Origin of the sequence: Jhaorihella thermophila, assembly GCF_900108275.1 — a bacterium.
GTDB classification, from domain to species: Bacteria; Pseudomonadota; Alphaproteobacteria; order Rhodobacterales; family Rhodobacteraceae; genus Jhaorihella; species Jhaorihella thermophila.
In genome coordinates, this window is the sequence record NZ_FNVD01000019.1 from 1 (window position 1) to 13,242 (window position 13,242).

At 66.3% G+C, this 13,242-nt stretch carries 7 protein-coding genes and 1 pseudogene; 1 reads left to right on the top strand and 7 read right to left on the bottom strand.

Features of this window, described 5'->3' with window-relative positions:
- Positions 1-665 (top strand): annotated as a pseudogene (locus C4S70_RS15585) (AAA family ATPase); the annotation flags it as partial.
- A 176-nt stretch (positions 666-841) separates the two neighbouring features.
- Here the strand turns inward: C4S70_RS15585 and C4S70_RS15590 are convergent.
- From C4S70_RS15590 to C4S70_RS18530, 7 genes are all read right to left on the bottom strand, one after another.
- A complete protein-coding gene (locus C4S70_RS15590) occupies positions 842-3,211 on the bottom strand; it encodes a hypothetical protein (RefSeq protein ID WP_104009038.1) in 2,370 nt (789 codons plus the stop codon).
- Positions 3,208-4,707, bottom strand: coding sequence for a hypothetical protein (locus tag C4S70_RS15595; protein ID WP_235003853.1), 1,500 nt, complete (start codon positions 4,705-4,707; stop codon positions 3,208-3,210). Before C4S70_RS15595 ends, C4S70_RS15590 begins: the two co-directional genes overlap by 4 nt.
- The gene (locus C4S70_RS15600; RefSeq protein ID WP_104009039.1) at positions 4,704-6,704 is read right to left on the bottom strand and encodes a chromosome segregation ATPase-like protein; all 2,001 of its coding nucleotides are present in this window, start codon (positions 6,702-6,704) and stop codon (positions 4,704-4,706) included. The genes C4S70_RS15595 and C4S70_RS15600 overlap by 4 nt, the downstream gene beginning before the upstream one ends.
- Positions 6,704-8,302, bottom strand: coding sequence for a coiled-coil domain-containing protein (locus tag C4S70_RS15605; RefSeq protein ID WP_146064233.1), 1,599 nt, complete (start codon positions 8,300-8,302; stop codon positions 6,704-6,706). Before C4S70_RS15605 ends, C4S70_RS15600 begins: the two co-directional genes overlap by 1 nt.
- Positions 8,271-11,417 (bottom strand): AAA domain-containing protein, encoded by a 3,147-nt coding sequence (locus C4S70_RS15610; protein WP_200822777.1) that lies wholly within the window; start codon positions 11,415-11,417, stop codon positions 8,271-8,273. The genes C4S70_RS15605 and C4S70_RS15610 overlap by 32 nt, the downstream gene beginning before the upstream one ends.
- A 266-nt stretch (positions 11,418-11,683) precedes the next feature.
- Positions 11,684-12,283, bottom strand: coding sequence for a hypothetical protein (locus C4S70_RS15615; protein ID WP_104009041.1), 600 nt, complete (start codon positions 12,281-12,283; stop codon positions 11,684-11,686).
- A gap of 230 nt (positions 12,284-12,513) precedes the next feature.
- Positions 12,514-13,104, bottom strand: a complete 591-nt coding sequence (locus C4S70_RS18530; RefSeq protein ID WP_146064234.1) for a hypothetical protein — start codon at positions 13,102-13,104, stop codon at positions 12,514-12,516.
- Positions 13,105-13,242 lie beyond the last annotated feature (138 nt).

Consider the following 13,242-nt stretch of genomic DNA (forward strand, 5'->3'; position numbering starts at 1 on the left):
TGCTGGGCCTTTCGGGCGCGCAGGTCACGGCGCTTGTCCGGGACGCGCGCGGACTGGCACGGGCCGCGGGTCACCCCCTGCAGCAGCGCCACCTGTACGCCGCCGCCCGTCGCATCGCGCCGCCGCCCGACGCGGATTTCCTGTGGCGCGCGGCAATCCATGAGGCCGGCCACATGGTAGTGGGGGCGGCCTGCGGGCTGGGCCTGCCCGAGCGCGCCGTGCTCACCGTGGATGGCGGCTCGGTCGAATACCCGCGCCCCCGCATCGAAACGCATGCCACCGCGCAGGCCCGCCTGACCACCTTGCTGGCGGGCTACGCCGCCGAACGGCTGGTCTTCGGCGAGGTCTCCAGTGGCGCCGGCAACGGCCCGCATTCGGACCTCGCCCGCGCCACCGACCTCGCGCGGCGGATGCTCTTTGAATGGGGCATGGGCGAGCACCTCACCCACCTCCCGGCCAGCGGAGCCATCCTCCGGCCCGGCGATGCCGTCGATCGCGCCGTGCAGGATGTTCTCGGCAAGTGTCTGGAGAAGGCGCACGGCATCCTTCGGCAAAACCGGGAAAGGCTGATCACCGTCGCAGAACTGTTGCTGACCGAGCGGGAGATGTCGAAGGAACGGTGCAGAGAGCTGTTGGAAGGATCTGATCTGTCGCGGTCCGCTTGAAATCCGGACACAGGCGCGGCCTCAGCCGCGGTGATCGTTTAACAAGTTTCCCGCGTCGGATTCTATTATTGAACGATCTCACATAGCGCTCGCTGGTGGGGTGAGGCCTAGCAAAGTCCGGGACACGGACATGCCCCGGTCGGCAATCTGGCGGCCGCCGCGCGATCCCCAGACCTTCAAGCGTCGTCCTTTGCGCTGCTGCGGGTGAAGCTTTCCAGATCGACCAGCAGATTGGGGTTGGTGCCCTTGCCCTCCAACTCTTTGCAGACATCTTCCAGCACGGTCAGATAGCGGTCCAGATGCGGTTTTCCGTCCACCTTTCCGGCCAGATCGTCGGCCAGGCGCTGGGTCGCCGCCAGCAGCCGGTCGGCGGTTTCGTCGCGACCGGCGACCAGCGCCCAGGGCTCCTTCAACCGCCAGCGCAGCAAGCCCACCAGAAGATACGGGCCATAGGAATAGCGCGTGGTGAAGTCGCGGCCCACGGCCTCGTGCACCTTGGCTTCGGCGATCTTGGCCAGATGTTCCACCTCGTCCCGCGTCAACAACATGGGTGCGGTGTCGGTGCGTGACAGCAGGAAGGCGGCGCAGGCCATCTGGTCCTTTTTCCAGCCGCCTTCGGGCAGGCCGAACAGGTGATCGAAGGCGCGCCGTTGGTCCCGTTCGGCGCGGGCCGTGCGCCCGACCCCCTGCAACAGAAGCGTGCGGGACTGGTGATTTGCAAAGAACACATGCCGGCCGTGCCCCGCCCCAAGCGCATCCAGCATGGCCGGAACCACCCAATCAGGGCATCGGGCGAACAGCCAAGTCAGGAATTTCAGCGAATGGTTGTCGTGGCTACCGCCCCCGTCCAGCCGAGCGCGCACATCCGTCTCGGCCAGTTCGGTCGCCCGGGCCAGCAACTGCCGCCCCTCGGCCGGCAGATCGTCGGGCAGTTCGCCGTCGCTCGAGACCGCATAGCGGCCTTCGGGTCGGTTCGACAGCTTGCTGGCCAGCAGGTTCCAATCGGGCCACAGCGCGGGCACCTCCTGCTGAAGCAACTCCAGCAGACCGGGACGGTTCCGGCGCGGATACCAGTTGTCGGTGCCGCAGGGCAGGACCAGCCGGTGCGGGATGGTGGGCATCTCGGGGGTCAGGCTGTCGATCAGCTCGGGCCAGCTCTGGCTCAGCTCTTCGGCACTGTCCCAATCCACCACCACCGGCCCGGAAAAGGCCGGCGACACCAGGGTCAGCCGCGCGGCCCCGGCGGCAGGGGTCTGCTGGACGTGCAGCTCGACCTGCTCGGCCGAGGTCTGAGGTACTGGCAGCCTCACCTCGGCACGGCGCGGGGCGGGGGCGGTTTCCTTCTTCAGATGCACCTTGATTTCGGACGTGCCCGGTTGCAGCCCCAGAACCGCCGGTCGGGTGCTGCGATAGGGTTGGCCGGCCGGCAGCAGCGCGTCCTTGGGGATCAGGTCATAATTCTTCGCCGTGTCGCCATCCTGGACGATGGTCGAGATCTGCGGCAGAAAGTCGAAATAGACCGGACGGTTGGCGGACAGGCGGCGGGCGGCCTCGAGCGCCCCCAGCGCGACCGCATCGGGCGCAAGCGCGTGAATGTCGCGCCCCGCCGCCGCGACGAGCGCTTCGTGGACCTGCCGGCGGATCGCGCCCCGCGTCGGCGTTTCGAACAGGATCAGATCGCAGCCCTGCACGCTTTGGGCCACGCTGTCGGGAATGGCGCAGGGCGCGGGGCGGAAATCCGGGGGCGGCGCGATCAGCTCCCAGCTGGCATTCCATTTCCGCAACGGTTCGGGCGGACAGTCAAAGCCCAGGGCCAGCCTGTGCGGCAGATCCGAGGCGATCACGTGACCCGCACGATCGGGGTTGGCGCAGCAGGCCCGCAGGGCGGTTTCGGCCTGATCCAGCAACGGTTTCAGGCCAAGGCCGCAGGGGTGCAGCCGGCCCGTGTCGCGGCGTTCGGGCGCGATCATCGCGCCGTGCCGCAGGCGCAGGGTCTGCGTGACGAAACCACCCGCGTCATGGCCGATGATGCCGATGTTGCGCACGTCGGACCAGCCGATCCGGTCCAGCCGTTGCAGGGCCGCCAACACCGCCAGAACCGGGCGCCAGACCAGAACCGCGCGCCCCGGCCGCAACTGGCGCAGGGCCTTCAGCAGGGCCTCTTGCCGGTGTTCGTCCAGATCCGGCAGATCGGGGATGGCCAGCGCGACCGTGGCCTTGCGGGCACCCGCCATCGCCTTCAGCGCGGCGGCGATCGCACCGGTCTGCGACGCGGGGTCGGTCAGAAGATCGCTCACCCGGTGGCGCGGCTGCGCGCCGATGTCGCCCCAGCCACCTCCGCGGCCATGCGGTGCGCGCGCCGCCTGCATGCCACCGATCAGACCCGTTTCGGAATCGGAGTCCTTCAGCCGCACGACCACGCCGCCCGCACCGCCCTTCACGACCTGGTCCCTGTCTTCGACCGGTTCCTGCCCGGGGATTTCCAGCCAGTTCCGGGCGGCGAAATCGCTCCAGCCGTTCAGATCATAGCCGACCAGACGTTTCATGCGGCCTCCGTCGTGAACAGAGAGCGGACGAAGCCCGCCAGCGCCTGTTTGCCCTGCCGCAGCGCTGCGCCGCGGGCGTCGAAGGCGATGCCGCGGACCCGGCTGCCGCCGCTGGTGGCCTCGTGGCTGTCGAAAGTCGCATCGGCCGGGGCAAGGATCACCCCCTCGCGCATCACCTCATGGGTGGCGTGGCGGCGCAGCATCTCGATCAGGGTTGCGGCCTGCTGGGTTTCGGCGCGCAGATCCATCGGGTCAAAGCTGTGCGGGGTCCAGACCGGCACCCGCCGTTCGATCGCGTCCGAATTCAGATCGGTCACCCGCAGCCAGACATGCGCCCGCGCGGCGAACTGGATGCGCGAAACCCGTTCCGGGCGGGCCTGGACCTCGACGATCAGGCCGCTGTCGCGCAGCCAGAACACCGCCAGAGGCCGGTCATGCAGGAACCTCCGCCCCTGGACGGCCTCGTCCAGCCAGATCAGCGGGGCCTGCGCCAGCAGCTGCGCCTCGTCCAGACCGTGCAGGGCCAGCGTAACCGCCAGAACGCAGAAATCGGTCCAGCTCTGGGCCTGCCACGCCCACAGCTCGTCCTCGGCCTTGTTCTGCCGCAGCAGCTTGTCCCAGGCCCGGCGGATCGCGCGATAGGCGCGGTCTTCCATCAGCACGTAATTGTCGGTCACGTCCGGGTCCGCCACGCCGACATTCAGCTCGCGTAGCTCCCGCGAGAGCCGGCGGCACAGGCGCTGATAGGATTCGACATTGCGATAGCGCTGACTGCTCTGGGCCGTCTTGTGTTCGCGCAGCCATTGCCTGGCAAACCGCTCGGCCAGCCGCAGATAGGCGTGGAACACGCGGTTCTCGAGCGTGTTGAAATCCTCGTGCCGGGCAATCGCCAGAACCCGCTGGTCGGCGCCGGCCCGTTCGGCGATGCTGCGGCCCGGCTGGCGCACCATCCACAGCATCGAGGCCCGGTCCATTTCCTGCACCCGGTCCAGCGGCACCATCTCGCGGTTGCGGCGCAGAACCCGGCGAATGCGCGATTCCAGTTGCAGAACATGGGGCCGGGTCTGCTGTGACTGGCGCACGATCTCGGCCATTCGCGGATCGGCTTCGTTTTCGGCCCGGTCCCAGGCCGCCTGCAGGCGCGGCCACAGGTTCTCGGGGTCGTCCAGCGCGCCCTCGACCTCGTGGATGCGCGCCAGAACCCGGTGCATTCGCGCCGAAGCGGCAAGGGCCACCGTTTCTTCCTCGGTGCGCGGTTCCAGCCCGATCCTGGGGCGCGCGGGCAGGCCGGCGATCTGGCACGGGGCGTCTGACCGGCCCGTCTTGGGATAGGGGTAGAGGCGCAGCTGGGCCCCGTCGCGCGCCAGAAGAACCGCATGCCGGGACCGGGCGCCATCGCTGCCCGTGGCCTCGCCCAGCAGACAGTCCGACGGGCCGAGCACCGCCGCCGCGGGGTCCTCGGTGCGGTGCGACCAGGGCCTGCGGATCAGCTTCATCCGCGCGTCACCCCGCGCCAGACGAACTGGCCGGTCTCGTCCTCGGCGTGGCGGACGGACTCGCGGATCGCCTGGGCCAGATCGGGGTCGCCCAGATCCGCCTCGACATAGCCCGCGAGATTGTCCAGCGGGCCGGTCAGGTTTTCCACCTCGACGCCGCGCAGCTTGGGCAGCAGGCGCATTTCCACCTGATCCGCCAACGCGGCCTTCAGGTCGCGCCGGCCGTTGTCCTCGGGGTAGTTGGCGGCATAGGCCATGATCGCCCGCCCCAGCCTGTGGCCGAAGGGGCGGCCCAATGCGGTCATGTGGCCCACCATCTTTTCGACGTGGTCTTCGACCATGGGCCGGTCGGACCCCAGCGTGGCGATGCCGCGTACCCAGGCGCGCCACTGGCGGCGGGTCAGGGCCCGGGTTTCGACCGGCGTGCCCTGGGTCTGCCCGGCCTTGATCGTGCGCGGCGCCGCAAAGCGCAGCACGTTGGCCCGGTCGACCACCTTGTCCGACAACGACTGGGTGCTTTCATCCTCGTTCATGGTGCCGGCGAACAACACGTTGTAGCCGGGAAAGATCCGCGGCGTCTGCCCATCCGGCATGGGGATGTCCAGGTTCAGCTCGGCATCCTTCCGGGCCTCGGCGCGGTCGGTCTCGTCGATGCCGGGGCGGCTTTCCAGGCGGCTGAGGAAGTCCGAGAAGTAATATTCGACCCGCGCCAGGTTCATCTCGTCCAGCAGCACCAGCAGCATCCGGTCGTCAAAGCCGCCATCCGCCGGGCCGTTCCATTCATCCATGTGATATAGCGCCTGCGCCAGATCGGTGGGGCGGTATTTGCCTTCGATGTAGTTGTAGAACCCCATCAGGTCCTGCGGGCTGTCCCATCGCGGCTGCACCGGAACCTGCAGGAACCCGATTCCCATCGCTTGCGCATAGCGGCGAGGCAGCTGGCTTTTGCCCGTGCCCGAGATCCCCGCCAGAACCGCCATCTGGGTGGTCTCGTTCACCTTCATCGCGGTGTGATAGGCGCGGATCACCCGGCGGTGATAGTCCAGCCCCAGCGCCTTCATGTGCACGGAAACGCGGTGCAGCGCCTCGGCTTCGGTCTCGCGCGCGTGTTCGTCCCAGCCCTGCATGTCGCGCAGCACCGGCGGCAGCGACCTGAGCTCGACCAGCGGGTCGGCCTGCTTGCCGCTCCCGCCCGCCGCAAGCCCGGCCTTGTCCTTCATCGCCTCGATCTGGGCCAGCAGTTCGGCGCGCTGCGCGTCCATCCGGGTCAGTTCGGTCTGGGCCGAGGCCAGCCGGGCCGCCTCGTCGGTATGGGCCGCGCGGATCTGTTCCAGCCGCACCTCTGCGGCGCGGGCGCCGTCTTCGGCCTCGTCGCGGCGGGCGCGGAAGGTCTCGACCTCGCCCTGCAGGCGGGCGGCATCGCGCTCGAACCGGTCGAGGCGCTCGCGCAGCTCGGCCTCGCGGGCCTGCAGGGTCTGCAGATCGGACAGCTCGCCGCGCAGATCGGCCACCGCCTGTTCCAGCTCGGCGCGGCTCTGTTCCAGCTGTTCGGTCTGGGCGACCAGCCGTTCCGCCTTTTGAAGGCGCGCCTCGACCTGTTCCAGCTCGGCGGCCTTGTCGGTCAGATCGCGCGTGACCTGCGCCAGCGCGGTCTGTGCCTCGTCGGTTTCCTGGCGCAGGGACAGGATTTCCTGCCGGCGGTCTTCAAGCTGGTTCCACTCGGCCTGCAACTCGGCCTTTTGCCGAACCAGCGCATCCACTTCGGCCTGTTTGAACGCGTAGTCCGCGGCGGTTTCGCGAAGCTTTTGCACTTCGGCCTCAAGATCGTCGCGCAGGTGTTTTTTGCCCGCGATCTGCGCTTCCAGCTCGCCCAAGGAGGCCATCGGCCCCTTGATCGTGATGGCATGGTCGGCCCGCCAGGCCACCATCACCATGATCGCCGCCAGGACGAACAGAACGAATGCCGCAAACAGCGCCGAAATCAGCAGCGTTCCCATCAGTTGGCCTCCTGCGTCTGTGCTTCGTCGGATTGTCCGGCGTCATTCTGCGGGTCGGGCGCGGCCGGCGCCTCGACCATCGTCCGCATCACCGCAAGCTGCCCGGTGATCGCCGCCAATTCCCGGCGCGCGTCGGCCGCCGCGGTCTGGGCGGTTTCTTTCTGTGCCTGCAGATTGTTCACCACGGCCTCAAGTTCGATTGTCTCGGCAGACAGCCGTTCTTTTTCGGCCTTCAACGTCGCGGTTTCGGCCACCAGCGCCGAAAGGCTGGCCATCAGATCCGCCTTCTGTTTTTCCAGACCGTCCCGATCCTGTTCCAACTGCGCAATGGCCTCGGCAATCCGGGCGCGGCGGTCCTGCTCGGCTTTCGTTCTGGCCAGAGCCTGGTTCAGCGCCTGTTCGGCTGCGTCCTTGTCCGCGGTCACCGTCGCCAGTGCGGTCTGTTTTTCCGAAATCTTTCGGTCCAGATCCGCAAGCCGGTTTTGCGCCGCCTGCGCGGCAGTTTCCAGATCCTGCGCCTTCTTCTGCCAGTCCGAGGCGGCCGCCTGAGCCGATGCCAGCTCGGCCTGCGCTTGCGGCAGGTTCTGACGTGCGGCGGCGATTTCGGTTTCCAGTCGGCGCTTTTCGTCCAGGCGCGCGTTGATCTGCTGATTGACCTCGGCCAGCCGCGCTTCGGCGTCCTGAACCTTGGTTTCGATCCCTTTCAGGAGGGCTTCTTCATCCTGAAGCGCGCTGACCCGGTTTTCGGCAAGCTCGATATCTCGGCGCAGTCCTTCCAACTCGGCCGTCCGTTTGCGGACATCGTTCTGGGCAAACTGAAGGTCCGCGCGTGCCTGTTCGATCTGAGGCTGAAGCCGGTCGAGATCCTCCTGCGCCTGCTTCGCGCGGCGCTCGGCAGCAGCCGCCTGGGCGCTCTGATCGTCACTTGCTTGTTGAACGGTCTTCAAGTCACGTCTGGCGGCGTCCAGTTCGTCTTTCGTCTTCTGAAGATCGGCTGCGACCCGGTCGCGCTCTTGTTCGAGGCGGGTCAGATCGTCCACCTGATCCCGAAGCTGGTCACGCCGAGATTCCAGATCACGGGCTTCGTCCCGGGCGGTGGTTTTGCGGGTCTCAAGCTGCTCGATCTCACGCTGCAGTGCCGCTTGCTGGTCGCGCATGTCGTCCAGACGGGCCTGAGCCTTGTCAATCTCGACCGTGGCCGCATCGCGGTTTGCGATCTTCTGCTCGGCATCGGCCCGGTCGGCCTCCAGCGACTTCAGCGCCGTCTGTGCCTCTTGGACCTTGGCGTTCAGGCTCTGCAACTGGCCGATCAGGGTTTCCGCCCGCGCCCGCTCGGCCTGCAGCTTCGCCAGTTCGGCCTTCGCGCCGGCGATGTCCGCACCAAGCGCGGCACGTTTCTCCTGCCCCTCGGCAATCTCGCGCTCGATCCGGGCGCGGTCGTTGCGGATCTCGCCGAACTCCTGCTCCAGACCGATCACGAGGTACAGAAAGGCGGCCAGAACCGCCGCCGTGATGACGGCGCTGCCGATGGCCAGCCAGCCAAACAGATGCGACTTGCGCACGGTGTCAGTCTTTGAGGTCTCGTTCGACGAGGTCAAGGCACCCCTCCATGTCCTGTTTCAACTCATCCACCCAGAACCGCCGCACCTTCCAGCCCAGTGCGCGCATCTGGTGATCACGCCAGTGATCGTCGATCTTGCGGTTGCCGTCGGCATCCTGGTGCCAGCGGCGGCCGTCGATTTCGAGGTCCAGCTTGACCCCGTTTGCCCCGAACAGGGCAAAGTCCAGCCGGCGGCCCGCGATTTCATATTGCGGCTGCGGATCGAGGCCGCGCGCCTTCAGCGCGTGGAACACGATGCGTTCCCAGCCGCTTTCGAACACGTCTTCGCCCGATCGGCCGCGCGGTTCGGTCGCGCGCGCGGCAAGGCTGCGCAACTGCCCGACCTTCCCCGAACGCGCGTAATCCAGATCGCCGAACACATGGGCCACGGCCCGCGCCCGGCTGATCGCCACGTTCATGCGCCGCCACTCGCGCACCAGGAACGTCACCGCCGAGGGCGCGGCCCCGTCATGCACGGTGGGCGAAAACAGGATCAGGTCGCGTTCCTGCCCCTGAAAGCCGTCAACCGTGCCGACGCGCAGATCGGCCCTGGCCCAGCAGGCATCCGGCAGCGCCTGTCGCAACGCCTGGGTCAATGCGTGCACCTGCGGTCGGAACGGGGCAATCACCCCGACGGTTCCTTCGTAACCCTTGTTTTGCAGAAGGTCCTGAACCTCGCGCGTGATCGCGGCGACTTCGGCAAGGTTCACGTTCTGCGCCGTGGACGTGGCGCGGCCCGGGCCGGGCACATGCGTCCACGCCAGGCCCGGCTTGCGACCCTTGGGCAGTTTCAGCGCCCCCAGATCCGCCGCGACCCGCAGCTTGCCGCCGTAGAACTGCGTGTTGATGTAGTCCACGATCCCTTCGGCCGAGCGGTACTGGTCGCGCAGCATGACCGCCGGAACCCCCGGCGTGCCGCGGGCCAGGTCGAACAGGCTCTTGCGGCCCTGCGAAAACCGGCCGGTTCCCGAATCCGGCAACCCGTTGGCGGCCATCAGGTTGCGATCCTGGGAAAGCCCGATCTGCGAAATGAACGCCAGCTGCCGATCGTCGCCCACGATCACCGCCCGCTTTGCCCGCGCCAGCAGGGGCAGGGCCGAGGCGATGTCGCACTGGCTGGCCTCGTCAAAGATCACCAGGTCGAACAGGCCCTCGTACAAGGGAATGCGCCGCGGCGTCCCCAGCACCGAGGCCAGCCACAGCGGGCGGTGATCCAGCACCGTCTGAGCCAGATCGCGGGACATGGCGCCGCCGCCGTGCAAGGCCAGGTCGTCATGCCGGTTCGACAGGTCGATGCGTTGATCCTCGGTCAGGGCCGCCCGCGCGCCCAGGGTCTGGCGCATGACGGTCTTGGCCAGGGGTTCGATCTGTCGGGTCAGGTCCACCGGGTCCGGCGGTGGGGCCAGTTGGGCCAGTTCGGCCCGCAGCGCCCGGATCTTGGCCTCGAGCGCGGCGCGGCCCGAGGGCGGGGGATCGCCCGCCGCGCCGGCCGGGCCAAAGCGGCCCGGCAACAGCCAGCGCAGCAGGCGGGCCAAAAGGCCCCGCGCCTCGGGTCGTGTGGCCGGGTTCGGTTCGGGGTCATCCGCGCGCAGGTCGAGGGTTTCGATCAGATCGGCCAGTTGCAGGTTCAGCGCGCGCCGGGCCTCGACCATATCGAGCGCTTGCAGGCGTCGGCCCGCCAGGTCGGCCAGCTGATCCGCCAGCACCGGATCGTGAAGCCCGGGCGCCCCGCCGGGGTCGTTGACCAGCTGCGCGACCACATCCGTCATGCCCTGATCGATCTCGCGTGCGGGGTCCAGCGTGCGCACCATGAACGGCACGTCGGGCGCGATTTCGGACAGGCGTTGTTCGACCGCGTCCAGCGCCTGGTGGTTCTTCGAGGCCACAATCACCGATCCGCCCCGCAGCAGGGTCGTCGCGGCCATGGCGACGATGGCCTGGCTTTTGCCGGTGCCCGGCGGCCCGGTCACCACCGAAAGCGGATGCGCGGCGGCATTTGCCACGGCGCGGATCTGTTCATGGTTCAGCGGCCCGACATTGATCGGCGGATCCGCGGGAATTTCCCCGTCATGTTTCAGCCCCAGCAGGGGGCCCAGGGCGGTGCGGGCGATTTTCTCGGGCGCCCAGGTGGCGATCTGGTCGAGGTCACGCACCGCGCCCGCCGTGAACGAGCTTTCGGTGGGCAGAAACAGCCCCATCGCGTCAAAGATGCCGCCATCCGCCGGGTCGAGGCTGGTGGCGAAACGGCGGCCCGTGATCTTGCCGCGGATCGATTTCGCCGCGGCCTCGCGCAGCCGCAGCAGGAAGTCGTCGCGCGACAGCCCGGCCCCGCCCTGACCGGCAAAGATGTCGCGCAGCGCGATGGCGGTCCAGGCGGTTCCGGATGCGGCGGCGCGGATCCAGTCGGGGTTGACCATGACGTCATCGGCCGCGATCCGGATCACCAACTGTTCGCCGCTGCGCTCCCACGTGGCCGCGATCAGGCCGACGGGTCGGATGGCGGGCGCGCCGCTTTTGCGGGCGATCGAAATGGGCCAGCCGATGGCCAGTGCCCGGTCATTCGCCTCGCGGCGGGACAGAGCCTCGCGGAAACTGTCGGGCAGATGGTCCAGCGTGACCCGGATGATCCCCGTTTCGCCGTCTTCGGGGAACGGGTCGCCCGCGCCGCAGATCAGCTGATACGCGGTTCCGTGCCGGTCATCGGCCTGTGTCAGCGCGCCGCGCGGATCGCTTTGCAGCGCCGCACGATAGTATCGCAGCAGGGCAATCGGATTGATCTGTGCCGTGTCCCCGCCGTCTTCGGATCCGGCGGTTTCCCGGTCCGCCTGCCGCGAGAAACCCGCCGGAACGGCCTGAAGCACCGCGCCCGGATCCGCGCCGGCACCCGGCCCCGCGCCGGTTCCGTGACGCCCGGCCGCCGCCACCGTCCGACTGACCGCCCGCCACTTGTTGTCGCGACCAAGGGTCACGACGCCCCGCTTCTGCAAGGCGATCAGTTCGGCCAGGATCTGCTCGCGCCGGGCGGCGTTGAAATCCACATCCAACAGCGCGTACAATTCGTCGGTCGTGCGACCGCGGGGGAAGGCTTCGACTGTGCGCAGCAGGGTGCTCAAAGGCGACGCTCCATGCACGTTAAGCGGGTTTTCACGCGATCCTGCCCCGTACCTTGTGGATGTTAACCGTCTGTTTCAAAAGCGTTGTTCCACCCGACAGGTTGAGGCGCGGATGGACAGATGCCAAGTTTCATTCTGACATGCAAGGGCTGGTTGTCCTGACCATACGTCGGCGCCGGGGCGCGAAAACCGACTGCGCGGCATCTGCCGACAGGGCGGCAACTTCCGCGCAAATCGGCGTCAGGCCAGGTCCTCCGGCCCGCGGCTCAGGCCTTTTGGGGCGGGATGCACAGCTTGTCCTTGATGGGGCCGAGAACTCCTTCCGGGGTGCCATCTTTTTTGATCAAGGCGCGCAATGGAGTCACGAGGCATTCATCGACCGCTTCAACACTGTCGAGTGCATCGAGCTGCACCGCGTAGAACCAACCGCCGTCGTCGTCGTCGTGGACCCAGATTTTGCCTTCCGGAGTACAGTCTTCAAATTTGCCCGCGCCGTCGGGGTCGGCGGTGTCGAAGATCCATCTGTATTCCCAATCGGTATCCGGACAATACCCGACCAGAACCTTGGCTTGCCGTCCATATTTCCATTCGCCTGCACCGTCGGGTTCTTCGCAAGCCAATTGAATGGCCACTGTAATCCAGCCTGCTTCGAATGACTTTTTGCCTTTGTGCTTGGTAACTTGGAAAAAGGCGCTGCGCACTGGATTGACCCAAACATCACGCTCAGCGGACTTGTTCGAATACTGTATTGTCAGGTCCTTTGTGACACACTCGATCTGACTAAACGCGCCATACAACTTGTTCAGGTTCATCTGCGCATCCAGAAGGTTCTGGGCCGATTGCCAGAGGGCTTCGCTTGCACTCATCAATTCATTCCTTGTTGAAACGTGGTTGTGTCGTGGTCAACCTGTGCCGCGTCATTGCGCATCGCGGCCGGTGCCATCGTCGAAGGAAAACTCGACGGCCGGCGGCACGATCAAGTCCGGCCATTTGCTCAGCACGGCGCCCTGAGGTGTGCAGTTCAGGAAGGTTGCCGTCGCCTCGGCCCAGGCTTTCAGGCCCGGGTCGGTGTTCGATTACATCGAGACGACTTCAGTTAGTCAAAATGTGACATTTCGACAAAAAAGCCCTCGCTGACCTTGGTGATCTGCACAATCTGGTATCTGACCCGCCCATCGAGCTCCACGAAATCGCCAACTCGCGCTCCGAGCAGATCTGCCGAGATCGAGTGGTCAGGGTGACGAAACGTCACTTTTTGCGTTGGGTCTGTCGAAGGAGTTTCCGATACGCTTACGAAGAGAACGCCATCTTTGCCCGGCTTCTTCAAACATACGATGTCATCGAAATCTACCGTTGTTGCGCGCCGTTCCGCTTCAAGTTCAGCTTCCAAAGTTTCAACACGCAATCTAAGAGCCACCAGCTGTCGCTTTGTTTGCTCAAGAGCTTGTTTCGTCTGGTCGTGACTTCGCATCTGCCTGAGCAGACGCAGAATGGTTTCATCTTCGCTGCTTCTGGACTGAAGTGAAGCGATCCGTTTGGAAACTCTTTCCTGCAATTCTAACGCATGCGGCCGCGAGCGGTGCTTTAGTTCGTCCGACAACTCCAGCAGTTTTTTCGGGTTTCCGAAATGCTGTCGGTATTCGTATTCCAATTCTTGTGTGGAATAGTGAAAGTAGATCCGGTTCATATGTCTCAGTTCAACAATTGTGCAGCTCTGCCGGCAGTCCCGGCCAGGCAAAGGTTTCTTCTCGCAGCGAGGCAGATACGTTCGGAGCAAAGTCGAAAAAAATAGGTCCTTGCACGGGTGTAATTTTTCACCGTTGAT